Consider the following 23,586-nt stretch of genomic DNA (forward strand, 5'->3'; position numbering starts at 1 on the left):
TTGCTTTAACGTTTAAGCATAGTGGTAAAACCAGCGGCATCTTCCTCAAAGGGCGTGACGAAAAGGTTAGCGTTGTCCGCAGGACTTTCTCACGACCAGTGTGGTATCGATGCAAATATGTTCAATTGCTTTTTTACTGTCTTTGATTTCTTCCAGTAGCACACGCACCGCTGCTTTACCTATTTCGAGGATGGGTTGCCGTACATAAGTAACGGGCGAGTAAAACAGGTCCAGTGCCTCTCCTTCATCGAAGGTGATCACGGCCAGTTGATCCGGAATGCGTATCCCTAACGAATTAATATATTTCAATCCCGCCATGGCAATGCTGTTGGTGGCAAAAAACACGGCATCTGCCGGTTGCCGCCCACTCAACAATTGATCAATGGACAATTCAATATCTTCTTTTAAATGCGAATAGCGAACCGATTTAAGCAAGGTATTGGCCCCTGGCATATGATGGTGCTGCAGGGCTTCTTTATAGCCGCGTTTCCGCTCGCTGATATGATGCAGGTTGGTTTTGTATCCCACCATGCCAATGCGCTTTCTCCCCGTTTTAATAAGATGGGACACCGCCTGGTAAGCCGATTCATAATTATTTACCGCAATATGGCTGGCATCAATGTCGGGAAAGAAACGGTCTATCAACACAAAAGGTATCTTCTGTGCTTTCAGTTGCCGGATATCCTCTTCCGATCCTTCGGTAGGGGTAATGATTAATCCATCTACCTGCCGGTTAATTAATACATTAATCAGGTCGCGGGATTTATCCACGTTTTCGTCAGAACTGCCGAAAATCACCGTATAATTATGTTGCTTCGCTTCATCTTCTATGGTACGGGCCACATTGGCGAAGAAAGGGTTGGAAATATCGGCCACAATTAAACCAATGGTAAACGACCGCCCACTCTTCAGGCTGCGGGCAATATGATTGGGCTGATAATTCAGCTTGCGGGCTATTTCCCGGATCTTCTTAGCGATCTCTTCTCCCACCCGGGCCTCTTTTTCTTTGTTGGTCAGCACATAAGATACCAACGCGGTAGACACACCTGCTGCGGTGGCAATATCTTTCAGTGAAACCTTCTTCATCATTTAAAAATATGCTTAAACGTTTAAGGAAGCAAGTTTTTTTCCTGTTTTTTTTATTTTTTTTGGGAGATATATACCTGGTGAGGGTTTCATCGCACTCAAATGATGCCCGTTGGTACCGGTCCCTTTTTTGCCTCAAAAAAAAAATTATTTTAAGGTGCCTGTTTGCAACTGACAAACTGTTGTCACATAGCACCACTAGCTTTGTATCATCATCAAAAACAAAAACTTTAAACAACTTCATATGAAACCATTTAGCATCCATGTAGCACAAGAAACACTGAACGATCTGTCTGTAAGACTCCAACAAACCCGCTGGACAGATGAACCCGAAAATGCCGGCTGGAGCTACGGCACCAATCCACAATACCTGCGGGAGCTCACGCAGTATTGGCAGCATCAGTTCGACTGGCGCAAACAGGAAGCCCTGCTCAACAGCTTCCCGCAGTTTATGACCACTATTGATGGCATCGACATCCATTTTGTCTATATAAAAGGAAAAGGCAGCAACAACAAACCCCTGCTGCTCACCCACGAATGGCCCGATTCCTTTTTCCGTTTTTATAAAGTCATTCCACTGCTCACCGACGCATTTGACCTGATCATTCCTTCTGTTCCTGGCCATGGTTTTTCCGGTCACGTGGCCGTTAGCTCCGAAAAATCTGCCCATCTCTGGGCGAAGCTGGCAACGGAAGTACTGGGCTATTCCAGCTTCCTCGCCGCCGGCGACTTCGCCATCACCACCGCACTGGCGCAAAATTATCCTGCACAGGTAAAAGCCATCCACCTAACGGATACCGGCTACCCGAACGGAACAGAAGACTGGTCCACCATGTCGCCGGCAGAACAGCAGTTCGGTCAGTTTATCCAGGGCTGGTGGTTTATGGAAGGCGCGTTTAATATGATACAGTCTACCAAGCCACAAACGTTAGGCTATGGATTAAATGACTCGCCAGTAGGACTCGCTTCCTGGATACTGGAAAAATTCTACGCCTGGAGTGATACCAAAGGCGATATCGCCAACAGCTTTACAAAAGATGAATTACTCACCAACATCATGATCTACTGGGTATCCAATACCATCAACAGCTCCATCAGAAGATACGCAGAAGATGCCCGCGCTAATTTTGGCCCACAAGGCCCCAAACCAGTACCCAGAACGGAAGTACCTACAGCGGTATCTATTTTTCCGGCAGATAGCGATACCCCGGAAGAATGGGCTGCCCGCCGGGTAAACCTGAAAAGTTTTAATAAACTGCCACAGGGAGGACGTTTTGCTGCACTGGAAGTGCCTGAATTATATGCACACGAGATTCACGCATTCGGCGCATTGCTAGGTTAAACAAAGGAATTACGAATTAAAAATTACGAATTACGGATTGGTAAGGAGATAGTAAACACGACTGGTAGCATCGTGTACATCTCCCTGCCAATCCGTAATTCGTAATTTTTAATTCGTAATTCTTTTAGTACTTTTAAAGATGATCAACCAATAAGGCCGTTTGTATCAGCGCAGAATTAGCGCAGGCTATCCAACAAAATCACCCTGAGCACGAAAAAATTATATTGCCCGTTATGCAAGTAATCAAGTTTACTGCAGCTATCCAGATTAATGCCAATGCTGCAAATGTTTTCGACTATACGCAGGATTATGGCAAGCGCCTTCAATGGGATACTTTCCTGAAGAAGGCCGACCTGATGAATGGCGCCAGCTCCGCCGGTAAAGGTGTTAGAGCCTATTGTGTGGCGCAAAACGGCATTGGTATGGTAACGGAATATGTTACCTTTAACCCCCCCAAAGTAACCGCCGTGAGGATGACCAAAGGTCCTTATATGTTTAAATCATTTCTGGGGTCCTGGACCTTCAAACCCATTGATCACCATACTACCGAAGTCATATTTTTGTACTCTTTCGCTGTCCGCTTTCCCTTTACCTTACTGGACAAATTTATTAAGCGCCATCTCGAAAAAAATGTAAAACAACGGCTGGCAGATCTCAAATACCATATAGAGTATCAGCCCGCTATCTGAAAAAAAAATTTATATCCGCTGTCACATTGCTGGAATTCCATTTGTTATAAGGGTATAGTATCAATTATTCAGGCACACTAAAAACTTACAAGATGGACGAGTTTATGTTAATTTTCAGACACCAGGACGGCAAAAAGGTAGCTTCTCCCGAACAGATACAGGTATGGATGAAGCAAACCATGGACTGGATTGGCGGTATCGCCGCCCAGAACAAATTTGTTGTCGGCAACGGATTATTTTTTGAGGACGCCAAAGTGGTACATGCCAACAAGATGGTAACAAATGGTCCTTTCGGTGAAATAAAGGAAACCATTGGCGGCTACATCACGGTAAAAGGTAATTCTATCGAAGAAGCTGTTGAGTTTGCCAAAGGCTGCCCCGTTTTGCAAGGAGAAGGCAACACCGTGGAAGTGCGTAAAATTGCCAAAGGTGATGGTGTTCATTAAAAAGTAAATGGCTCCGCCCCGCCACGGCGGAGCTTTTGTTCGTATGATGCAACCCGATCTGATACCACACCTGTTCCGGACAGAGTTCCGGAAAATTACAGCCGTACTCTGTAAAGTGTTTGGTATGGAACATATGGAAATTGCAGAAGACCTGGCCAGCGAAACGTTTTTATCTGCACTGGAAACGTGGCCCTATAAAGGTATCCCGGAGAATCCCACCGCCTGGCTATACCTTGTGGCAAAAAATAAAGCCAAAAATTATTACCAACGTAACCAGCTTTTCGCGGAGAAAATAATCGCCAAAATAAAGGCGGAATCTCCGGAAGCAGTGAATATGGAGATCAACCTGTCTGAAGAAAATATCGCCGACAGCCAGTTACAAATGCTGTTTGCAATTTGTCATCCCGCCATTCCCATGGATGCACAAATAGGGCTGGCACTCCGTATCCTTTGTGGCTTCGGTATCGAAGAAATTGCCAACGCTTTCTTAACCAGCAAAGACGTTATCAACAAGCGGCTGTTCCGCGCCAAAGAAAAATTAAGAACAGAAAAGGTAGACATCGTATTTCCGGGGAATGCCGAAATCCAGGACCGGCTGGATACCGTGTTGACTACCCTCTACCTGTTATTCAACGAAGGTTATTATTCGGAAAGCCAGGATGCCGTTTTAAGAGAAGACCTTTGCCTGGAAGCCATGCGCCTCACTTACCTGCTGATTGAAAATCAACAAACCAATCAACCCCGTGTCAATGCCCTGTTTTCCCTCATGTGCTTTCATGCCTCCCGTTTTGAAGCGCGTAGAAATGAAAATGGGGAAATCGTATTGTACCAGGACCAGGATGAAACCCGCTGGAACGAAGAACTGATTGGCCGCGGTGCTTATTTTTTACATGCTGCTTCGCAAGGCAGGGAGATGTCGCGGTACCATATAGAAGCTACCATCGCCTATTGGAATACACAGAAAACAGATACCCCCGAAAAATGGGAGCACATCCTGCAACTGTACAATCGCCTGCTGCAGCTGGTATATTCACCTATGGCGGCACTTAACAGAACTTATGCCTTGTCGAAAGTAAAAGGGAAGGCAGCAGCTATTGTGGAAGCAGAAAAACTGCAATTGCCGGGTAACCATTACTACTATGTATTGCTGGGAGAATTGTATAGCGAGATAGATAACGCCAGGGCCTTACAGCATCTCCAACATGCATTGATACTGGCCAAAACGGGAACGGATAAACGTACTATACAGCAGAAAATTGCGGCGCTTACTTAAATTAAAAAACGGCCTTGTAGCATATTAGCTGTTGAACGCTTAACTTAACAGCACAATACGCATACGCCAATGGAAAAATATCACCTGGTAGCGAAAAGAATAACCCTGTTTTTTTGCTGTCTTTTTTTCTTTCTACTAAAAATAAATGCCCAGGATAACCCGGCCCACAGTGTATTAGGCACCTGGATGAATGAGGATAAAACCGGGAAAATTGAAATTTATCAGTCAGGAAATGTGTACCTGGGAAAATTATTATGGGGCATCTATATGTTGGATGAAAAAGGGAATCCACGTAAAGATACGAAGAATCCCAATCCTGCCTTAAGAAGCCGTGAATGGCCGAACATGATCATGTTAACGGGTTTTCAATACCGCAACGGGCAATGGGAAGGCGGTGAAATTTATGATGCCACCAGCGGTAGATCCTACCGCGCTACGATGAAGGTGAGAAGTGGTCGCCTCGAAATCAGGGGCTATGTGGGGATTTCACTGTTTGGGAAAACCATCTACTGGGACCGGGTAAAATAACTCAGGAATGCACATTTGCTCTTTCATGATCCAGCAACCATTTCTTTCTCCAGATGCCACCACCATAGCCGGCCAGTTGGCCGTCTTCCGCAATCACGCGGTGACAAGGTACCAGGATGGAGATCCGGTTCATGCCATTGGCATTTGCTACTGCACGCACCGCTTCCGGACGATTTACGGCGATCGCCTGTTGTTTGTAGGAACTGGTAGTGCCATAAGCCACCGTTTGTAATACTTCCCAGATGGTTTGCTGGAAGGGTGTTCCGGGAGAGTATAGCGGCACAGTAAACGTTTTCCGGCTGCCCGCAAAGTATTCCTCCAGTTGTTGTTGGAGCGTATCAAAATGCGGGTTCGCCCCCTGGATGATGTTGGCATTTAACAGCTTTGCCAGCGACGTGAGTTCCGTTTCCAGCATTTTTCGATCCGTAAATTCCAGTAAACAGATCCCTTGTTCCACCGCACAGGCAAACATCGTCCCCAAAGGAGTTTCCAGCCGGGTGATGTTAATTACCTGCTTGTTTTTACTATTTACCGGGGATACACCAAACACCGATTTAAACGAGTCTCCAAAGCCGCTCAGCGATTCATAACCCGCATCAAAAGCTACGGCAGTAACAGGTTCGCCCTGTTGTATTTTTTTGAAGGCCGCATTGATGCGGAACATCCTTTGATAAGCCTGGAAGGTAACGCCATGATTTTTTAGGAACCATCTCCGGATGGTAATCGGCTCTATCCCTCTTTGCAGCAGGTCGGCATCTTTAAATTTACGGGACGGATCTGCATGTAATGCATCCAGTAACTCCTTTATGGGTGGGGGCGTTTCGTTCAGTTTCTCCAGGGGATTGCACACCTTGCAGGGGCGGTATCCTTTTAAGATGGCTTCCTTAGCGGTATGAAAAAACTCTACATTTTCCGGTTTGGGTTTACGGGCGGTGCAGGTAGGGCGGCAAAATATACCCGTGGTTTTTACCCCGGCAATAAACGTTCCTTCGTAAGACACATCTTTCTCAACAAGTGCCTGGTACATGATCTCGTGTGTCAGCATGTCTATTCTTTTTTTTCAAAAGTACGTAGGTTACTGCCGGACAACAACCGGAAAATGAACAAGTATTTTTTCTCCCGCTATTATCTAGCCCTTTCCGGCAAAGCTGTTATGTAAATATATTTCACCTGCGGCTAATATCACTACCAACAGGAGAAAAACCAGGTAGCCCTTTTTTATGAGCCGTTGTTGTTTTCGCTGAAGTCCCATGAGCAGAAAGACCGTCATACAACCGGTAATAATGGCTACCAGTACATTATACCAGAAAAAGAACAGTTGATTCACCTGGTAGTAGAGGTAAAGACTGCCGTTCAAACCGCTTCGGTTGGTGATAGTGGCGAAGGCGGTCCAGGAATAGGTAAAGAACAATAAGACGCCAATAGTAATGACAACAAGTGTCAAACTGTTTTTAACAGGCAATGATAAAGACATAGGATAGGAGTTTGATGTTTAATATTATGATCAGGAAGATGCGGGAATTTCAGCGGTGCAATAGAGTGAATGCAGTTTCCAGCCCAGGGTTTCATACAAGGCTTTGCCATCATCGGTGGCCACCAGCAGGCATTTTTTAATGCCACGGGCATTCCCGACCGACTCCAGTGCTTTCATAATGATTGTACCCAGTTTGCGGCGACGGTGGTTTTCATTGGTGACGATGCGGTCGTATATACCAAAATCTTCCATAAAGCCAATACGCCCAATGGCAGCTTCTTCTCCGTTGGCAGCAAAAATTTGTGCAATTGATACGTCGGGGTTTTCCGTGATCTTCAAGGTATAACCCTCCGGCAGTTCCATGTTTACCGGCGTCATGCCTTCCAGGGCGGTCATCATATAAGCGGGCGATTGTAACACCCAGTTCGGCGGCAGCAGGGGACGCACTACTTCCGGTGGTGCGCATACTTTGATGAAAACATAGGGCTCCGTAATCCTGTCGGCCAGTTGGCGGACAGCCGGTGAAGGTGCATCAAAGATATAACGCCTTACGTGATCGGGGAGTCCTACTTCAATGCGATATGCGCCGCTGTCAGCAACCGGAGGCGTCACTTCCCGGGCGTGTGCCCATCCTTTTGCCCATACGGCTACAATTTGCGGATCAGCGTAGTAAAGTTGGTCATGCATGGTATATGGTGTATATCCTATAAAGGTAAAGTTTGTGTTGGAAATCAGGAACTAATTTACTGGAAATCAATTTCGTTTTTTTGCTAAAATTATTTTACATTTATACAATACAATTACAAACCTGCTTTCGAAATTTCAGACAACTCAAAATAGCAAATCAAACATCCAATTGACTGATCGGAGGAGCCGGTTTCCCTATTTATAATATACCCTGAAATACGTGTGATACCCTCAAAATATACGACCACAGCATGTTTAGTCACGTTAGAAAAGAAATACCCGACTTCTGTAAGAACGGTTTTCCCCGGAACAATACTGCGTACTTATGCAGTAGATATTTATCTAAATATTCGCATACAAATAATGAAATGACAGATGCTTAGCAGCAACTGATGAACATTGTTTTGTTGCTGATACACGGTACATAAATACTGTGCAGGATTGTTATGTCAGTTTGCATAACAGGTGAGCTACCTGTTGAAAGCATGCTGGTAAAACATTTTCTTATATGCGCTTCCCTTCCCATTTATATTAAAACCTATTTTATGGAAACAAAGCTTAATGAACTGGACATTTTTACGGCCATCTCCGTGCCGTTGACCGGCTATTCAAAAGTGGAATTACAAACTACCGGCATGTGTGCCGACTATCTCAAAGCCCTGCATGATATCCTGGGTACCACCATCACGAAAGATTGGTTGTCCGTAGCAGCGGACCTGCTTAAAGACGCCGGCAGTAATGAGCCTGCACTCAACAAAGCCATCAGGCAACAACTGTTAGCCAGCCTGAAGTACGGACCTGTTACCCGCAACGTCATCCAGCTATGGTACTGGGGATCCTGGTTACCCCTGTCAAAGGAATGGGTAGCCGCTTATGGCAAAGATATAAAGCATAACGAGGAACACTTTATCTCTGCTAATGCCTATAAAGAAGGCCTGACATGGAAGGCCATGGGCAGTCATGCGGAAGGCGCCAAACAACCCGGTTTTGGCTCCTGGAGTATCCCGCCACTTTCTCCTACCGCTAAAGTGAAAACTAACTAATAAGTATATACGAAAATGTGAATCCTATAAAACTCCTGCGTAAATGGAAAACATAGAATACGATGTAGTAATTGTAGGCAGCGGTATTGCCGGTGCCATTGTTGCCAAAATGCTGACGCACGCCGGCAAAAAAGTATTGGTACTGGAAGCCGGACTGGAAGCCGGTATGGCCTTTGATACCAACGGCGCCTATGAGAATTATCAACGCTACCTGGAATCTTATTATACCGCCCTGGCCAAAGTACCCAACGCGCCTTACCCGGATGTAAAAGATGCAGAATCGCCCAACGTACTTGATATTACACAAGTAACCAAAGGGCATCCGGATACCAACGGCTATTTTGTACAGAAAGGCCCGTTACCCTTTGCCAGCGACTATACCCGCTCCCCGGGCGGAACCACCCTGCATTGGCTGGGCACCTGTTTGCGCATGCTCCCCAACGATTTTAAAATGTACAAGAAATACAAGAAAGGAGTAGACTGGCCCATCGACTATGAATACCTCAAACCATTTTACGAAATGGCTGAACATGAAATAGGCGTTTCCAGCGATGTGGAAGAACAACGGTATCCCAATATGGGCAACAATTTCTTCGGCAAGGAATATGTATTCCCCATGTATAAAATTCCGCAGAGTTATATCGATAAACACTTTATAGCAGATATGGAGGGCATAAAGGTAACCCTGGATGGAGAAACCTATACTCCCTGGTGTACCAGCACACCGCAAGGCAGAAACTCCACGCCCAACACAAAATACCCATATGCCGGTACGGTTTGGAATCCTGCTAAAAATAAGCTGGAACTAAAACATTTCGAAAAGGATACCGATGTATACACCCCCGTTGGTGCTATCTGGGATCCTTATACCGGGCAGCGTTGCGAAGGAAATACCAGTTGCGTACCTATTTGCCCTGTGCAGGCAAAATACAACGCGCTTAAAACACTCAAAAGTTCCAAACGGGAAAATATCACCCTGGTGAGCCAGGCGGTAGTAACGCAGATTGAAATCGACAAAACTTCCGGGAAAGTCAGCAGCGTGGTATATAAACAGTATACCGATCCCAACTCTAAAAAAGCAGCAGAAAAGCGCGCCCGCGGAAAAATATTTGTGCTGGCAGCCAATGCGATTGAAAATGCCAAAATACTGCTGGCATCCGGCGCCTGCACCTCCAGCGGTGAAGTAGGTTGCAACCTCATGGACCATACCGTGCTGCTCACCTGGGGCCTGATGAAAGAAAAAGTATATCCTTTCCGTGGCCCGGGATCTACTACCAACATCCCTACTTTCCGCGACGGAGACTTCAGAAAAGATTTTGCGGCCTGGATATCCCCGGTGGATAACTGGGGCTGGGGCTGGCCTACCGGATCCCCAGATACAGACCTGGACAAAGCCATCTATACACTGAATTTGTTTGGTAAAGAGTTGAGAGATTATATCGGCGACTTGCTTTCCCGGCAATTACTCCTGCATTTTGAATGTGAACAGCTGCCGGATAAAAAGAACCGCGTTACCATCAGTAAAGATTACCTCGATAACCTCGGTAACTATCGCCCTGTTATAGAGTATAATGTTGACGAATACACGCTGAAATCTTTTAAAGCAGCCAAAAGTGTATCTGATCAGCTTTTTGCAGGCATGGGTGTAGCAGATTATACCAGCTATCCCTCCACCGAACCGGACTATGTCACCTTCGATAAACAAGGGTATGTGTTCCGCGGTGCAGGTCACGTAGTGGGGACGCATAGAATGGGCGACTCTCCCCAAAACTCTGTGGTAAACGCCAAACAGCAGGCCTGGGATCACGAAAATCTTTTCCTGGTAGGTGCGGGGAACATGTGTACACTCGGTACTTCCAATCCTACACTTACCCTGGCCGCCCTGTCTTTTGCCGCTGCGGAAAATATCCTGAACGTACTTAAATAGTTACTCATCTAATCAATTGAATATGGAAGCCAATAACCTGATATCCGGTATCCGTCATCGCCTTTTATCTAAACAGGATGCAGCGCTGACCGATGGTAAAATAGCTACGATCGAAAGTTTACGTAAACACCTGCAATGGGCCATAGAACTGGAACATTCTACCATTCCTCCTTATCTCTTTGCATTATATGCTATAAAAGACGGCACCAATAGTGTATCATCCCGGATCATAAAGGGAGTGGTGATGGAAGAAATGCTCCATATGGTACTGGCCTGCAACCTGCTGAATGCCGTTGGCGGCAGCCCGGACCTTCAGCATCCGAAGTTCATCCCCGAATACCCCACTTACCTGCCACATAGCGACGACGCTTTTAAAGTAAACCTGGAGAAGTTCTCCAAATCTGCGATTGAAACTTTCCTGAAAATAGAAAAGCCGGCAGTAAAAGATGCACCACCCCAAGCAGACCATTATGCCACCATCGGCCAGTTTTATGAGGCGATCGCGGATGGACTGAAAACCCTGTCGGCCAAAGAAAATATTTTTACTGGCAAACCTTCCCTCCAGGTAACACCTGAGCAGTTTTACGGCGGTGGCGGCGGCCTGATACTGGTACATGACCTCCCTTCTGCACTGGAAGCCATCGGCGAAATTGTAGGACAGGGAGAAGGTATTGACGGTACCATCGAAGACAGCGATCATTTACTGTTTGGCGAAGAAGTGGAATATGCCCATTATTTCCGCTTCAATGAAATTCATGAAGAACGCTATTACCTGATCACAGATACCCCTAAATCAGGCCCTACAGGGGCTAAACTGCCGGTGGACTGGAATGCCGTGTACAACATCAAAGAGAACATTAAAATGAAGGATTTTAAGGAAGGCACCGAAGAATGGGACCTGATGTACCGGTTCAATAAAAGCTACTGCAATATGTTATCCATCCTGCACGATACCATGAATGGACATAAAGAGAAAATGAAAGATGCAGTCATGATGATGTATGACCTGAAGTACCAGGCCATTGGGTTGATGCAGGTACCCATGGGAAATGGATTATATGCGGCGCCAAGTTTTGAGTATGTAAAATAGATCCTTGTATATTTTATCCACTCCTAAAACAACATTATGATGCAATCCTTTCAAAGTCTCCCTCCCTTAAAGAACTTCGTCCGCCTGGCCGGTACCAATGCGGAAATTGAAGATGAACTGGGCCCGTTAGCCGCCTTACTGGGTACCTGGAAAGGTTCCCAGGGCTGGAACCTGGTAGCGGTGCCCAATGGCGCCGAAGGCTTCCTGCTGCTAATACAGAACTATACAGAAACCATCAACTTCACCGCGGTGAGTGCGCCTGTACCTAATCGTGGTGGCGCAGTAGAACAAATGGTAGGGGCAGTAATATATGACCTCACGGTAACGGATAACCTCACGGGTGGAGTACTGCATGTGGAAAATGGCATGTGGTTAAACCTGGCGCATATTGAGCCACAGCAGCTGGCTGCCGCCGCCGCTTTACCATCACCCGCTCAAACCATTGCAAGGCAGGCCAGCATCCCGCATGGAGATGCCCTGCTGGTGCTGGGTAACTCTTTTGTGTCCACCGGCGCGCCGCCTATCGCGGATAATGATTCTACGCCACTGGCAGGCCCCGACGTGCCACTGGGCTACCTGGACCAATACCTGCAGGCGCAAACCAAATTTCCTGATTTTGATGTGAAAAATCCTAATGCTACTCTCCGGAAAGCATTGGAAAATCAACAGATCGGAAAGGTGACTACCTTTGCATTGGATACCTCCAGCATACTGAATATTCCTTTTACCACCCAACACGTAGACCCTAATAATTTTACCACCGTTTTTTGGGTAGAAGAAGTAACTATGGCTAATACCAGTTTCCTCCAGTTACAATATACCCAGCAAACCAACTTTAATTTTCTGCCCCGTTTCGGCGAGCCAGGATTAATTATGTGGCCCCATATCAATATTAATACACTGGTAAAACAGTAAACCTTTTGTGCTTCGATAAGTGTTACCCCCAAACGAAACCCGCTGTAAGGCGGGTTTTTCGTTTGGGGCAATCCGATGACTGCGAAATGGCAGCAGCCAATAAGTTGTATATCTACCAAACGGTGTCATAACGATGACGGATATGGAATACGGGTAACTCTTTTGTACTTTAGCATACTAAAATGTAAAAGTACTTACCATGAAATCTTGGTTTTTAATCGGATGTTTATGTATCGTTACGGTACATCAGTTATATGCCCAGAACGGCGCGGCTTTGTTATCGAAAGGTGGAGATGGCCTTCCGGTGTTTGAAAAGACTTATATAGATGTACAGGGATCCCCCTATCTGCAGGACGATTGGGCAATAGGTAATGTTGAACTGGTAAATGGTAAATCCTATAAGGGAGTAGCCCTGAAGTATGATGAAGTTAAAGACAGGGTGCTGTTTAAAAATGAAAGGGGGGAAATGAATGTCTTTACACAACCGGTCAAATCCTTTACCATTAATAGCCGGAAAGACAATAGTACGCTGTTGTTTCGCAATGGTTTCACGCCAGCCAAAAATGCGAATGAAGCGTCTTACTACCAGGTGCTTGCAGACGGTAAAGCACAACTACTGACAAGAACCGTAAAGAAGATCCGTGATGATAAAGCATTTAATGCTGCTACAGTTACCCGTACTATAGAAAACTATGACAGCTATTTTATTGCTAAAGGCAACGTACCCGTGTTAATTAGGAAAAATGAAAAAGCGGTATTGGAAGCCTTAGGAGGCGATACTACAGTGTTACGGGAGTACATCAGCAAACAACAACTAAATGTAAAAAATGATGCCGACCTGGTAAAGCTGATTGCGTACTACAATAGTTTAGAGGGTGGCACCCACTAACGGCAGATTTATACACTAATCGTGTAATCATCTTGTCGCTGGCGGCTGCAGGTAATTAACGCTATTATCGTTATGGTTTTATGCATCAACTTTTGCCACAGCCGCCAGATAATCACGCCGCTATCGGTATTCCGCTACCTGTTGTAATAGTTCCATCGCCCTGATCACCGGATCCCATTCTTTTCCACTGAAGATAAAGCGAAACCATTTTTTGCCCCGGTTTTCATACCGGATATTTACAAACAACCAGATGGCCGCCCAGCTGAATACCACCGTTACTACTATCTGCAGGAGGTATAGCCAGCCATTGCCATTATCCAGCATGCTTTGGTTCCAGTAAAAGGTAGTCCATAAAGGTAGCTGCAGGAATAGTATCCGGGCGCACCAGAGCGTGGAGGACTTTAGCCGGGACAATTTCTCCTGTGTACCCAGTATGGGCGCATTGATGTTTACCTGTTGAATCAGTATTAACTGATAGAGATAGATACCGATGGCCAGTTTGGTCAGTAATACCTGTATGCCGGCCGAAACCAGGAAAAAGAAACTGGCGCTATGGAAAGTGCGGACCAGTATACAGTCTACCAAAATTACCCATACTATGCCAGCTATGACGGCGAATATTTTTAGGGGCGTCATGGAAGCCAGGGCCGATTGAACTTTCATGTGCGTAATGTCTGCTGCATTTTGCCTGTTGAATGACAGGTATTCCTCCAGCCGTTTATCATAGGCTTTCCAGAGATGAATGATGTCTGCGTCTTCCATTGCAATCAAGGTTTGAGATGGGTGAATTTTTGTTTGAGAACGGCTTTGATCCGGCTGATTTTTGTAGCCACATTGCTGACAGAGATACCAATGATGTCAGCTATTTCCTGGTGACTTTTTTCTTCGAGATATAATAGCATCAGCGCTTTGTCTAATTCCTTCAGTTCCGATATGAACTGCTGCAAAAAACCAATATTTTCTGTAATGTCGTCCGTGAGAGGGGGATCGGTCATATTCAGGACACCATCAGAAAGCGGATTGTCAACTGCTTTGCGTCTGTGCTCCCTGCGGTAAAATGAAATAGCAACGTTTAAGGAGATACGATATATCCAGGTGGAGTATTTGTACTCCGCTGAATATTTATCAAACGATTTCCACAGCTGTATGATGATTTCCTGTACCAGGTCTTTTCGGTCTTCCGCATCCTTGCAGTAAGCATGAGCAACTTTATATAAAATGCCTTTGTGCGTTTGAATAACAGCCAGAAAGTTATCCGATTTGCCAGGTGACTTCATGAGTGATAATTGTCAGAAACCAGGATGAAAAAATTGTTTGCTTTCTTCATTATTCGCACCAACATCTGAAAAATCACACTTGGTCCATTATTTTTTTATAAGCCCTTTTCCTTTACTCACCCACTTATTATCCCTTACGCTAAAACGATAGGGGCGATAAGCATCTTCCCCGGCATAGGCAACACCTACGCGGGTGGATATCACTACCTGGTCATCCGGTAATACAGGAGCGTCTTCTATCCAAACCGTCGGCCCGCTCATACTTTCACCGGTGAGGGTGTTATCAATGCCAAGGGCCTTGCTCAGGTTACCCGGGCCCGCTGTAATGTTATGCGTAGGTTGCTGGCCAAAACGGGCTTTCATGATGTCCAGGCCATCTGCGGGCTCCAGTGCCCGGATCAGTACCGCATGTGGCATCTCCTGCGTATGGGTAATCACGTTGAAAAGATAATGTATGCCATAGCAGAGGTATACATAGGCCACACCGCCCGGTTGATACATCACGGCAGTACGGCTGGTACGCCGCTCATTCCATGCGTGGGAAGCCCGGTCGGTAACACCCGCATAGGCTTCTGTTTCCACGATGACCCCGGACGTACGAACACCATCTATGTTGGTGACCAGGGTTTTCCCCAATAACTCCTTCGCTATGGTCAGTACATCTGCCTGCCGGTAAAAGGCAACGGGTATCTTTTTCCTTTTCATGTAAGGAAGGTACAAATCGTTTGGCGGTTAACAGTCAGCCTATCTTTTTAACAGACAAAAAAATAGTGGTTGTCGGTTTTGTTCTATTTCCCGGAATGCGGCCGGCTTAGTTTTGTCAAAAAGAAAATAAGTATGAAAACGAAAAAGAATATTCCGTCTAACGTATTAGTATTAGGTGGCACCGGTAAAACAGGTAGCCGGGTGGCAGCAAAACTCACGGCGGCAGGCTGGCCGGTTCGTATCGGTTCACGCAGTGGTTCACCAGCTTTTGACTGGGAAGATGCTACCACCTGGGAGCCGGCTTTGCAGGGAATGGATGCGGTGTACCTCAGCTATCAGCCGGATCTGGCAGTGCCTGGCGCCCTGGAAACGATACAGGCATTTACCCAGGCAGCGGTGAAAAAAGGGATCCGTCATATTGTATTGCTGTCGGGCCGCGGAGAAAAGGAAGCACAGGCTGCGGAAGAAGTTGTGATGAATGCCGGCCTCGACTGGACCATCCTGCGCGCGGCCTGGTTTAGCCAAAACTTTAGCGAAGGGTACTTACTGGATCCCATCCTGGCGGGTCATGTGGCCCTGCCTGTAGGTAATGTAACAGAACCGTTTGTTGACGCAGATGATATTGCAGATGTAGCGGTGGCTGCATTTACAGAGGAGGGACATGCCGGACAACTTTATGAACTCACCGGACCCCGTTTAATGACCTTTGCAGAAGCCGTGGCAGATGTGGCCCGCGCTACCGGCAGACCATTGGTCTATCAGCAGTTGTCTATGGAAGAATATAAAAGCATGATGGTGGAATACCAGGTGTCGGAAGATATGATCTGGCTGATTAGCTACTTATTCACTGAAGTATTGGACGGACGTAACACTTATCTCAGCGATGGCGTGCAACGCGCATTGGGAAGAGCACCGAAAGATTTTAGCGCCTATGCTGAAACGGCTGCTGGTGCTGGTGTGTGGAATGCGTAATCCAAAAAAAAGTCACAAAAAAAGATCGTCTCATTATGGAATGAGACGATCTTTTTTTCTTATTTGGAAAGAAAAGGATCTACCTGTTCATAGAACCACGTTGGTTCATCCAGCATAATGAAATGTTTGGATACATCATTGATTGCAAAAACGGTTTGTGGTGCCTTCTCATATTGCTGCCGGTAATTTTCCAGTACACCTTCCCGGGTGGCGCCGTAGTTTTTATAAGCGAGCCAGTCGCCCAGCGCCAGCACGGGGCAGGTAATAGCTCCCAACTGCCCTCTTAAATCTGTCGTGTATAATTCGTACATCACTTCTCCCTGTGTACGGGAATCGGAGTTAATGGCCATCTCCATAATTTTTTTAATGTTGGCGCTGTCGGTCACCATACCGCCTGCGATATACTTTTGTGCGGCGCGCACCTGGTCAGGTGTGAGGGACGACATCCTTTCTTTCATCTGCAATGCCATGGAACGGCTGCTATCGGCTGTAGCAGTAGCACCCATCATAAAGGCGGGTAAAAACGGACCGGTACTAACACATACCAGCTTACCAGGCAGCGCAGGATACAAGATAGCCAATTCCAGTGCCAGCCAGCCTCCCATACTATGCCCAACAATAGCGGGCTTGTCGAGCTTGTTTTCCTGGATAAAGGTAGCCAGCTCCTGCGTAAATGATTTCAGCATATTGTCGGACGCAATAGGCGCCTGTCCGGCAAAGCCCGGCAAGGTAATTTCATAACAGGTATAATCTTTTTTGTAATGAGCTACGGTTTCATCCCAGATGGCGCCGGAGCAATAAAGCCCATGTATAAAAATAACGGGTTTGCCATGTCCTTCTTTTTTAACGGCAAATGAATACGGGGTAGCCGCATTGCCCCGCATGGGCGCCATTACCAGTAAGCAGCAGGCGATCAGCAGTATACCGCCGGATAAACGTGAAAGAAACTGTTTCATAAAGGAAAGTTTTTTGTTGTTGCTGTAAAGGGACAGCTTCTTCGCTACCTGCAAAAATCAGTTTGACCAAATAGCATTTTGAAAGGACAAGGTGATAGCACACCCGGATACCAGCGCGCTCAACACCCCGTTGGTGCACTATTTTGTATTTGATCAACGGGAGCAATGGTTTCGTCAATTAATATTGCTACATTGTAGAGCGCCGCCTACCTTGCCCCATTATGCGTCAATTCTTCACAAAATATAAAGGGTTTCATATCCTGTTTTGGACAGCTGATCTGCTCTTCTGGTCCTTTTTCAGCTATCGGTCTTACCATAGCACGTTGCCGGAAGCGTTCCTGTCTATTGCTATTTGGCTGCTGATCCAGGCAACACTGGTGTACACCATTATTTACGGGCTGCTGCCCCGGTATTTTTATCAGAAGAAGTACTGGAAATTCGGTGGCATCGCCTTTCTGCTGTTAATCATTTCGGCACTGCTCATTGCCTGGATAGAAATATATTTGATCGGCGAAAAACGGGATAACATTGTACGCGATGTACTTTACTTCTCCGGCTTTATAGCAATGACTAATTTCTATACTGCATTTATGTTTATAGCGGCCAAACTGATTAAGAATAAACTCCTCAGCGACCGCCACCAGCAAGCAGTGGAAAAAGAACGTACGGAAAATGAACTGCGCTTCCTCAAATCACAGATGAACCCGCACTTTCTTTTTAACGCCATCAACAGTATCTATGTGCTCATCCGGAAAGACCAGGAGATGGCCGCCGGCACACTGGCCACCTTTGCAGATATGCTACGGTACCAGCTATACGAATGTAATACGCCCTATATTCCGATAGAACGGGAAATTTACTACCTGGATAACTATGTACAGCTGGAACAGCTCCGCAAGGGAAAGACGCTGCAACTGGATTACCAGGTGGCGCCCACGGTGGCTAATTTTTCCATCGCGCCCCTGATACTGCTGCCTTTCGTGGAAAATGCCTGGAAATACGTATCCGCCTATACGAACAACGAAAATTATATACAACTGTACCTGGATTATCAGCATCCGGTGTTTTCACTGGAGATAGATAACAGCACAGATGCTACCCTGCAAACAAGCGACACCACCACCGGAGGCATAGGACTGGAAAATGTGAAGCGCAGACTGGAATTGATTTACAAAGGGAATTATCATTTACAAATCACTCCCGGTGCCACTAATTACCGGGTGTTATTGACCATCAATATTGTATGAACATAACATGTATCATTGTTGACGACGAGCCCCTGGCACGGGAAGGACTGGAGCTGCTGGTGCAGGATACGGGTTTTCTGAAACTGAGCGCCAGCTGCAGTAACGTGATGGAAGCCAGCCAGGTATTGTCACAGGAGAAAATAGACCTGATGTTCCTGGACATTGAAATGCCGAAAATACGTGGCACTGATTTCCTCCGTGGACTGGCCGTAAAACCGCTGGTGATCATCACCACGGCATATCCTAATTTTGCGCTGGAAGGGTTTGAACTGAATGTACTCGATTACCTGGTAAAACCAATTACACCGGATCGTTTCCTGCGTAGTGTAAACCGGGCGCAGGACTTTCTGCAATCCCAGCAGTCAGCCGATCCTGCCACGGCTTCCTTCTTCTTTATCAAATGTAATAACAGCTATGAGAAAATAGCTTACCAGGATATCCTTTTCATTGAAGGCAGCCAGAACTATGTCACCATTTATACGCAGCAGCAAAAGTTCCTGACACTGGCCACCATGAAGTCAGTAGAAGAACAGCTGCCACCAGCAAAGTTTTTGCGGATACAGAAATCATTTATAGTAGCGGTGGATAAAATTCAGTCCATCTCCAATAATGAAATCACGATAGGTACCCACAAAATTCCTGTCAGTAAAAATTATAAAGAGGAGTTGATGAAACTGATCAGTGATCACCTGATGAAGAAATAGCATTTTTCAGTTTTGTCATCAGGGCGGTGTTTTCTTTGATGCCCGGAATTAATTGGTCCGCTCTGTTAGCCCATTTAAGCGCATCTTCCAAACCCTTATCCCTGCCGTCGAGCGTGTTGCCAAAGGCCGAAGCAGCTGTAAACAGCCACATGTATATTTCTTTCGAATAGGTATTCACCGCAAAGGCTTTTTCCTCCTGGAAGTTGGCTATTTTGCTGCTGTCTTTTTCTCCTGACAGGTATGGCCCTAGCAGTTTGGCATATCGCCTTGCATCTTCTGCACGAATGCTGTCAATGTTGAGTTGCATCAGGTTACCTACCATGGTATAACCACTCTTCTTCAGTAGGGCGGTGTCTTTTACCAGTTCCGCATACATTAAATAAATCCGGTTCATACGGGTGGCCTGTTGTTGGTTGGCCGTACCCAATTGCTGCGCAAAGGCTACGAGTTGTTTCAGTTCCGGTATATTTTTGTCCCGGAGTGCTACTGGGATACCTTTTTCCGAAACTTCATTATAAATATGTTTGGTAATAATGGCCCTGGCGGTATCGCTCAAAGTGGCATAGTGTTTCATTAGCCAGGGCAGGGCTTTGGTATGTGTACCGTTTAAGTACTGCCCGATAAACAACAACTGTGTCTCCTTTTTTAATTCAGCCGTTGGCATGGCATTGAACCAGGCATCAAAGGTTTGGCTGTTATCCATGGCCAGTGTGGCTTGCTGCATGATATAAGTGCGCAGGAACGCCGGTTCCCGGTTGCCGGCAGCGAAGGCCGCCTCGAGGTTACCCAGTTGATTTTTATCGGTGGCCAGCGCCAGTGCTTTATCAACATGATGGATAAATACCGGTGCTTCACTTTCCCCGATCACTTTATGCACCAGGTAGCCATTGCTGTTAAGAAACAGGAATGTAGGGTAGGCGGTGATATTAAACTTTTTGGCGAGTGCGATGCCTTCTCCTTTTTCTGCATTCAACTTATAGTTCAGGAACGAAGGATTATATTTATCACCTACTTCTTTTAAGGGGAAAACAAATTTATCCATTCCTTTACAAGGTCCGCACCAATCGGTATATACATCTATGAAAATCATTTTGTGTTGTTGCTGTGCTTCCTGTAGCAAGGCGGCGTAGGTACCTTTAAAGAATTGAATGCCGGTGGTGGACGATGGTTGCGCAAAGGCAAATCCGGTAATGAAACAGGAAATAAGAAGGGCCAGGCTTGTTTTCATACGTGTTTACTTAGTGAGATGTATACCGGGTTATTTTTTCCGGGGAGAAAATAATTGCCGTGCTAACAAATATAATAAGTTGCTGCCGGCTTTTCCAACAATCTTGCCGGGCAGTATGTTGATTAACAGAACGTTTTTTTATCTTGTTATACATTCTGTCCTCATATGCTTGCTAACGTCATCGAATATATTATCCTGGTCTTTATTATCTTGTCTTTGGTGATGCTGGCGCAGAAACTGAAAATAGCTTATCCGATTGTGCTGGTGATAGGAGGGCTGGTTTTAAGCATGTTTCATTTTCTGCCGTCTATACAAATCAATCCGGAGCTGATTTTGCTGATTATTTTACCACCCTTGTTATATGAAGCGGCGTGGTATACATCGTGGAAAGAGTTCTGGCGATGGCGCCGGGTGATTTCCAGTTTTGCTTTTCTGATTGTGATGGTGACTTCATTGGTGGTGGCGTTGGTATCGCATGCACTTATCCCGGGTTTTACGCTGGCGTTGGGTTTCCTGTTAGGCGGCATTGTATCGCCGCCAGATGCGGTATCTGCTACTACTATCCTGAAGTATGTGAAAGTACCGAAGCGTTTATCAGCGATATTGGAGGGCGAAAGCCTGATGAACGATGCTTCCAGTTTAATCGTATTTGGGTTTGCTAAAGTAGCGGTGATGACGGGCGTATTTGTATTCCGTGATGCCGCCGTTAGTTTTGTGGTGGTGATTGTAATGGGCGTGGCCATTGGGTTGCTGGTAGGAGTGCTGTATTACATTATTCATCGCTGGCTGCCTACCAGTACAGAGATGGATGTATTGCTGACCCTCACCGCACCTTATGTGATGTATATCGCGGCAGAATCATTTCACGGTTCCGGTGTGCTGGCGGTGGTAAGTGGCGGACTTTTCCTTTCCGCCCGGAGTCAGCGGATTTTGAATTACAGAAGCCGCCTGCAGGGTGCCAATGTTTGGTCTACGTTGGGATTTTTATTGAATGGATTGGTATTTATGTTGATAGGATTGGAGTTACCGGTGATTATCAAAGAACTGGGCACTGTGAGTCTTGGAGCTGCGATTAAATATGGCCTTATTATCACGGTGGTACTGATGGTAACGCGGTTGCTATCCACCCTGGGGGCTTCTGCTTTTACGGTGTTTGCAAGTCGTTATATTACTACGGCAGATAATCGTCCTGGCTGGAAAGGCCCGTTGATTATAGGCTGGGCGGGCATGAGAGGGGTGGTGTCGCTGGCGGCGGCGTTATCTATCCCGGTGTACATGGATAATGGTCAATTATTTCCGCAACGCAACCTGATTTTATTTATCACTTTCACGGTGATATTAATGACCCTGGTGGTACAGGGGCTTACGCTGCCTTTGCTGATCCGGTGGTTGAAGATGGAAGATCCGGATAAGCACTTGTCGCCGGAAGAGCAGGAAAGAAATATCCGCGAAGCCCTGGTACGGGAAAGTATTCACTTCCTGGATACGTATCATGCAAAAGAACTGGCGGCTAATACGGCTTTACAGCAGTTACGGGAAGACCTGGTGCATCGTAAGTCAGTAACTATACATAGTCAGACAGAAAAGGTGGATCATAAAATATATAAGAAGATATACCTGAAGATGTTGGAGCATCAGCGCAAAGTATTACACGAACTCAATAAAAATCCCCATACGGAACATGAAATTATCAGGAAATATCATGAGTTGGTAGATATTGAGGAGGAAATATTAAACATGAAGCTGGAGAATATCTAGTGGGTAAATAAATTGTATCTTGCCGGCATGAAAATGAGTGATTACCTCCGGCAGGGAAAGTCCGAAAACTACCAGGACGCGGAAGATAAAGGATTACTGAAAGCCGGTGAGGTAGCGGCGTTGCTGTCGAAACAGTTCCAGGTTAAAATAGCGGCGAAGGAGCTGGAAGTATTTGCTACGGAATGGCACCATGCCGGCGTATTTAAAAGCAGTTCGGGCCAGTCGCTCCGGGGGCGAAAAGTATATTTCTTCTCGGCAACGGATATCAGTCGCATCTCCCTGGAAAAAATATTAGCCAATAGGGAAAAAGTGGCAAAAAAGCCTTTGCCGGATACCCGGGTGGTGCAAGGTTGGTATCCCCAGTATTTTCGTATGACCGATCCCGTTACCCGGCGCACCATTTCAAAACCATTTATTGGCATTTATAAAGGTCCGGCACATAAGGCGCCCAAAGGATTCAACCCATTGCCGGCGGAAGCATTGGCAATAGCGGAACAGCGGCGGGGGAGGGAGTTGAAGCCGGGAGAAATACCTGATTTTAAATAATAACCATATGCTATCCCGTATCTATGTCCTTGTCAACCTTATGTTGGTGCTGTGCTTTTCCGCCCATGGCCAACACTTTGCCAAAAAAGATTTCGATGCGGTGAATGCAGCGGTGGCGAAAGCTGTCACTAAAACTGCTTTAATGCAGCAGTTGAATACACTGCTAAAAAATTATATGCCATCCAACAGCGGAATAGGTACGCCGCTGAACCGGCCGTTGCATGGTGAGGTGCATCACCAGCGCATCGCTATACGGTTCTATCCCAACAACTTTTTTATTAATTTATTAACGCGGAACGATAGCATCCTGCTGAGTGCTGTTTGTTTTACAGAAAGTGCGTTTTCAAAAGGCCCTGCCTTCCTGGAAGCCGATAGCACGGTAAAAGCGATCCATTATAATGCAGCAGCGATGAAGACTTTCCTGGAAAGCCGGAATAACTTTTATCATGCGCAAAAAACAGTGCATGACGTAGCAGTGGAAATCTCTTTTAATAAAATATACGCCATGAATTGTGGGGCCCGTACAGAAGAGGGAAAATATATTACCGCACTCATTGCTACGCCGGATCCACTGCCGAAAATTTTGGTCATGTTGCAAAGCATGTGCTGTGAAGTGCAGGCTTTTGGCGTAACGGCTATTGACCTGCTTAGTCAGAAAGGAGGAACCATAGATCCCCTCAATAGTAAGTTGTATAAGTATATACGGGAAAGAAATGCGCCGGTGGTTACTTGTTCCGGGAGTTATATCGGGGAGGTGAAAAAACTCTACTAAGGCAGGAAAAAAGGGCAGCAGAATAACCTATA

General features: G+C 46.1%; 25 protein-coding genes. 16 read left to right on the forward strand and 9 right to left on the reverse strand.

Features of this window, described 5'->3' with window-relative positions; translation table 11 throughout:
* Positions 1-66: 66 nt before the first annotated feature.
* Positions 67-1,089: a substrate-binding domain-containing protein gene (locus tag AC5ZC7_RS06840; RefSeq protein ID WP_496160334.1), complete on the reverse strand. Its 1,023-nt coding sequence runs from the start codon at positions 1,087-1,089 to the stop codon at positions 67-69.
* Between the two features lie 241 nt (positions 1,090-1,330).
* On the opposite strand from AC5ZC7_RS06840, the gene AC5ZC7_RS06845 reads away from it, so the two are divergent.
* From AC5ZC7_RS06845 to AC5ZC7_RS06865, 5 genes are all read left to right on the forward strand, one after another.
* A complete protein-coding gene (locus tag AC5ZC7_RS06845; protein ID WP_496160333.1) occupies positions 1,331-2,428 on the forward strand; it encodes an epoxide hydrolase N-terminal domain-containing protein in 1,098 nt (365 codons plus the stop codon).
* A gap of 233 nt (positions 2,429-2,661) precedes the next feature.
* On the forward strand, positions 2,662-3,117 hold the full coding sequence (locus AC5ZC7_RS06850; protein WP_496160332.1) for an SRPBCC family protein: 456 nt from the start codon (positions 2,662-2,664) through the stop codon (positions 3,115-3,117).
* A gap of 92 nt (positions 3,118-3,209) precedes the next feature.
* Positions 3,210-3,563 (forward strand): YciI family protein, encoded by a 354-nt coding sequence (locus AC5ZC7_RS06855; protein WP_496160331.1) that lies wholly within the window; start codon positions 3,210-3,212, stop codon positions 3,561-3,563.
* 7 nt (positions 3,564-3,570) lie between these two features.
* Positions 3,571-4,836, forward strand: a complete 1,266-nt coding sequence (locus tag AC5ZC7_RS06860; RefSeq protein WP_511911429.1) for an RNA polymerase sigma factor — start codon at positions 3,571-3,573, stop codon at positions 4,834-4,836.
* A gap of 69 nt (positions 4,837-4,905) precedes the next feature.
* Positions 4,906-5,364: a DUF2147 domain-containing protein gene (locus AC5ZC7_RS06865; RefSeq protein ID WP_496160329.1), complete on the forward strand. Its 459-nt coding sequence runs from the start codon at positions 4,906-4,908 to the stop codon at positions 5,362-5,364.
* 1 nt (position 5,365) lies between these two features.
* Here the strand turns inward: AC5ZC7_RS06865 and AC5ZC7_RS06870 are convergent, their stop codons facing one another.
* The 3 genes from AC5ZC7_RS06870 to AC5ZC7_RS06880 form a co-directional block, all read right to left on the reverse strand.
* Positions 5,366-6,409 (reverse strand): methylated-DNA--[protein]-cysteine S-methyltransferase, encoded by a 1,044-nt coding sequence (locus AC5ZC7_RS06870; RefSeq protein ID WP_496160328.1) that lies wholly within the window; start codon positions 6,407-6,409, stop codon positions 5,366-5,368.
* Positions 6,410-6,493: 84 nt separating this feature from the next.
* Positions 6,494-6,838, reverse strand: a complete 345-nt coding sequence (locus tag AC5ZC7_RS06875) for a hypothetical protein (RefSeq protein ID WP_496160327.1) — start codon at positions 6,836-6,838, stop codon at positions 6,494-6,496.
* Between the two features lie 30 nt (positions 6,839-6,868).
* The gene (locus AC5ZC7_RS06880) at positions 6,869-7,525 is read right to left on the reverse strand and encodes a GNAT family N-acetyltransferase (protein ID WP_496160326.1); all 657 of its coding nucleotides are present in this window, start codon (positions 7,523-7,525) and stop codon (positions 6,869-6,871) included.
* A 545-nt stretch (positions 7,526-8,070) separates the two neighbouring features.
* On the opposite strand from AC5ZC7_RS06880, the gene AC5ZC7_RS06885 reads away from it, so the two are divergent.
* The 5 genes from AC5ZC7_RS06885 (at position 8,071) to AC5ZC7_RS06905 (ending at position 13,389) form a co-directional block, all read left to right on the forward strand.
* The gene (locus tag AC5ZC7_RS06885; RefSeq protein ID WP_496160325.1) at positions 8,071-8,568 is read left to right on the forward strand and encodes a hypothetical protein; all 498 of its coding nucleotides are present in this window, start codon (positions 8,071-8,073) and stop codon (positions 8,566-8,568) included.
* A gap of 43 nt (positions 8,569-8,611) precedes the next feature.
* The gene (locus AC5ZC7_RS06890) at positions 8,612-10,495 is read left to right on the forward strand and encodes a GMC oxidoreductase (protein ID WP_496160324.1); all 1,884 of its coding nucleotides are present in this window, start codon (positions 8,612-8,614) and stop codon (positions 10,493-10,495) included.
* 22 nt (positions 10,496-10,517) lie between these two features.
* Positions 10,518-11,585, forward strand: coding sequence for a ferritin-like domain-containing protein (locus AC5ZC7_RS06895; RefSeq protein WP_496160323.1), 1,068 nt, complete (start codon positions 10,518-10,520; stop codon positions 11,583-11,585).
* Positions 11,586-11,621: 36 nt separating this feature from the next.
* Positions 11,622-12,500 (forward strand): heme-binding protein, encoded by an 879-nt coding sequence (locus AC5ZC7_RS06900; protein ID WP_496160322.1) that lies wholly within the window; start codon positions 11,622-11,624, stop codon positions 12,498-12,500.
* Between the two features lie 199 nt (positions 12,501-12,699).
* Positions 12,700-13,389, forward strand: a complete 690-nt coding sequence (locus AC5ZC7_RS06905) for a hypothetical protein (protein ID WP_496160321.1) — start codon at positions 12,700-12,702, stop codon at positions 13,387-13,389.
* Positions 13,390-13,509: 120 nt separating this feature from the next.
* Here AC5ZC7_RS06905 and AC5ZC7_RS06910 read toward each other — a convergent pair whose 3' ends face one another.
* The 3 genes from AC5ZC7_RS06910 to AC5ZC7_RS06920 form a co-directional block, all read right to left on the reverse strand.
* On the reverse strand, positions 13,510-14,151 hold the full coding sequence (locus AC5ZC7_RS06910; RefSeq protein WP_496160320.1) for a hypothetical protein: 642 nt from the start codon (positions 14,149-14,151) through the stop codon (positions 13,510-13,512).
* Positions 14,152-14,156: 5 nt separating this feature from the next.
* Entirely contained in the window at positions 14,157-14,666 is a 510-nt protein-coding gene (locus AC5ZC7_RS06915) for a sigma-70 family RNA polymerase sigma factor (protein ID WP_496160319.1), read from the reverse strand.
* Between the two features lie 87 nt (positions 14,667-14,753).
* Positions 14,754-15,371, reverse strand: coding sequence for a DNA-3-methyladenine glycosylase (locus AC5ZC7_RS06920; protein WP_496160318.1), 618 nt, complete (start codon positions 15,369-15,371; stop codon positions 14,754-14,756).
* A gap of 132 nt (positions 15,372-15,503) precedes the next feature.
* On the opposite strand from AC5ZC7_RS06920, the gene AC5ZC7_RS06925 reads away from it, so the two are divergent.
* On the forward strand, positions 15,504-16,343 hold the full coding sequence (locus tag AC5ZC7_RS06925) for an NAD(P)H-binding protein (protein WP_496160317.1): 840 nt from the start codon (positions 15,504-15,506) through the stop codon (positions 16,341-16,343).
* 59 nt (positions 16,344-16,402) lie between these two features.
* On the opposite strand, the gene AC5ZC7_RS06930 is transcribed toward AC5ZC7_RS06925, so the two are convergent.
* The gene (locus AC5ZC7_RS06930) at positions 16,403-17,299 is read right to left on the reverse strand and encodes an alpha/beta fold hydrolase (protein ID WP_496160316.1); all 897 of its coding nucleotides are present in this window, start codon (positions 17,297-17,299) and stop codon (positions 16,403-16,405) included.
* A 221-nt stretch (positions 17,300-17,520) separates the two neighbouring features.
* Between AC5ZC7_RS06930 and AC5ZC7_RS06935 the strand changes: the two genes are divergently transcribed.
* Entirely contained in the window at positions 17,521-18,546 is a 1,026-nt protein-coding gene (locus AC5ZC7_RS06935; RefSeq protein WP_496160315.1) for a histidine kinase, read from the forward strand.
* On the forward strand, positions 18,543-19,250 hold the full coding sequence (locus AC5ZC7_RS06940) for a LytTR family transcriptional regulator DNA-binding domain-containing protein (protein WP_496160314.1): 708 nt from the start codon (positions 18,543-18,545) through the stop codon (positions 19,248-19,250). Before AC5ZC7_RS06935 ends, AC5ZC7_RS06940 begins: the two co-directional genes overlap by 4 nt.
* Here the strand turns inward: AC5ZC7_RS06940 and AC5ZC7_RS06945 are convergent.
* Positions 19,225-20,478, reverse strand: coding sequence for a thioredoxin fold domain-containing protein (locus AC5ZC7_RS06945; protein ID WP_496160313.1), 1,254 nt, complete (start codon positions 20,476-20,478; stop codon positions 19,225-19,227). The two genes, AC5ZC7_RS06940 and AC5ZC7_RS06945, sit on opposite strands and share 26 nt — an antisense overlap.
* Before the next feature lie 165 nt (positions 20,479-20,643).
* On the opposite strand from AC5ZC7_RS06945, the gene AC5ZC7_RS06950 reads away from it, so the two are divergent.
* From AC5ZC7_RS06950 to AC5ZC7_RS06960, 3 genes are read left to right on the forward strand one after another with little or no spacing between them, the layout of a single operon-like run.
* Positions 20,644-22,236, forward strand: coding sequence for a Na+/H+ antiporter (locus tag AC5ZC7_RS06950; protein WP_496160312.1), 1,593 nt, complete (start codon positions 20,644-20,646; stop codon positions 22,234-22,236).
* A 27-nt stretch (positions 22,237-22,263) separates the two neighbouring features.
* Entirely contained in the window at positions 22,264-22,782 is a 519-nt protein-coding gene (locus tag AC5ZC7_RS06955; RefSeq protein ID WP_496160311.1) for a hypothetical protein, read from the forward strand.
* Between the two features lie 7 nt (positions 22,783-22,789).
* Positions 22,790-23,554 carry a hypothetical protein gene (locus tag AC5ZC7_RS06960; RefSeq protein WP_496160310.1) on the forward strand — a complete coding sequence of 255 codons (765 nt, stop codon included), beginning with the start codon at positions 22,790-22,792 and terminating at the stop codon, positions 23,552-23,554.
* Positions 23,555-23,586: the final 32 nt, after the last annotated feature.

Source organism: Chitinophaga sp. 9-1-y (assembly GCF_059511905.2).

What these genes read in the sequence shown, in the direction of transcription:
- AC5ZC7_RS06935 (WP_496160315.1), top strand. Translation starts at nt 17,521, where the DNA reads ATGCGTCAATTCTTCACAAAATATAAAGGGTTTCATATCCTGTTTTGG.
- AC5ZC7_RS06885 (WP_496160325.1), top strand. Translation starts at nt 8,071, where the DNA reads ATGGAAACAAAGCTTAATGAACTGGACATTTTTACGGCCATCTCCGTG.
- AC5ZC7_RS06840 (WP_496160334.1), bottom strand. Translation starts at nt 1,089, where the DNA reads ATGATGAAGAAGGTTTCACTGAAAGATATTGCCACCGCAGCAGGTGTG.
- AC5ZC7_RS06905 (WP_496160321.1), top strand. Translation starts at nt 12,700, where the DNA reads ATGAAATCTTGGTTTTTAATCGGATGTTTATGTATCGTTACGGTACAT.
- AC5ZC7_RS06925 (WP_496160317.1), top strand. Translation starts at nt 15,504, where the DNA reads ATGAAAACGAAAAAGAATATTCCGTCTAACGTATTAGTATTAGGTGGC.
- AC5ZC7_RS06945 (WP_496160313.1), bottom strand. Translation starts at nt 20,478, where the DNA reads ATGAAAACAAGCCTGGCCCTTCTTATTTCCTGTTTCATTACCGGATTT.
- AC5ZC7_RS06895 (WP_496160323.1), top strand. Translation starts at nt 10,518, where the DNA reads ATGGAAGCCAATAACCTGATATCCGGTATCCGTCATCGCCTTTTATCT.
- AC5ZC7_RS06875 (WP_496160327.1), bottom strand. Translation starts at nt 6,838, where the DNA reads ATGTCTTTATCATTGCCTGTTAAAAACAGTTTGACACTTGTTGTCATT.
- AC5ZC7_RS06900 (WP_496160322.1), top strand. Translation starts at nt 11,622, where the DNA reads ATGATGCAATCCTTTCAAAGTCTCCCTCCCTTAAAGAACTTCGTCCGC.
- AC5ZC7_RS06855 (WP_496160331.1), top strand. Translation starts at nt 3,210, where the DNA reads ATGGACGAGTTTATGTTAATTTTCAGACACCAGGACGGCAAAAAGGTA.
- AC5ZC7_RS06880 (WP_496160326.1), bottom strand. Translation starts at nt 7,525, where the DNA reads ATGCATGACCAACTTTACTACGCTGATCCGCAAATTGTAGCCGTATGG.
- AC5ZC7_RS06910 (WP_496160320.1), bottom strand. Translation starts at nt 14,151, where the DNA reads ATGGAAGACGCAGACATCATTCATCTCTGGAAAGCCTATGATAAACGG.
- AC5ZC7_RS06915 (WP_496160319.1), bottom strand. Translation starts at nt 14,666, where the DNA reads ATGAAGTCACCTGGCAAATCGGATAACTTTCTGGCTGTTATTCAAACG.
- AC5ZC7_RS06870 (WP_496160328.1), bottom strand. Translation starts at nt 6,409, where the DNA reads ATGCTGACACACGAGATCATGTACCAGGCACTTGTTGAGAAAGATGTG.
- AC5ZC7_RS06865 (WP_496160329.1), top strand. Translation starts at nt 4,906, where the DNA reads ATGGAAAAATATCACCTGGTAGCGAAAAGAATAACCCTGTTTTTTTGC.
- AC5ZC7_RS06920 (WP_496160318.1), bottom strand. Translation starts at nt 15,371, where the DNA reads ATGAAAAGGAAAAAGATACCCGTTGCCTTTTACCGGCAGGCAGATGTA.
- AC5ZC7_RS06950 (WP_496160312.1), top strand. Translation starts at nt 20,644, where the DNA reads ATGCTTGCTAACGTCATCGAATATATTATCCTGGTCTTTATTATCTTG.
- AC5ZC7_RS06930 (WP_496160316.1), bottom strand. Translation starts at nt 17,299, where the DNA reads ATGAAACAGTTTCTTTCACGTTTATCCGGCGGTATACTGCTGATCGCC.
- AC5ZC7_RS06850 (WP_496160332.1), top strand. Translation starts at nt 2,662, where the DNA reads ATGCAAGTAATCAAGTTTACTGCAGCTATCCAGATTAATGCCAATGCT.
- AC5ZC7_RS06845 (WP_496160333.1), top strand. Translation starts at nt 1,331, where the DNA reads ATGAAACCATTTAGCATCCATGTAGCACAAGAAACACTGAACGATCTG.
- AC5ZC7_RS06940 (WP_496160314.1), top strand. Translation starts at nt 18,543, where the DNA reads ATGAACATAACATGTATCATTGTTGACGACGAGCCCCTGGCACGGGAA.
- AC5ZC7_RS06960 (WP_496160310.1), top strand. Translation starts at nt 22,790, where the DNA reads ATGCTATCCCGTATCTATGTCCTTGTCAACCTTATGTTGGTGCTGTGC.
- AC5ZC7_RS06860 (WP_511911429.1), top strand. Translation starts at nt 3,571, where the DNA reads ATGGCTCCGCCCCGCCACGGCGGAGCTTTTGTTCGTATGATGCAACCC.
- AC5ZC7_RS06955 (WP_496160311.1), top strand. Translation starts at nt 22,264, where the DNA reads ATGAAAATGAGTGATTACCTCCGGCAGGGAAAGTCCGAAAACTACCAG.
- AC5ZC7_RS06890 (WP_496160324.1), top strand. Translation starts at nt 8,612, where the DNA reads ATGGAAAACATAGAATACGATGTAGTAATTGTAGGCAGCGGTATTGCC.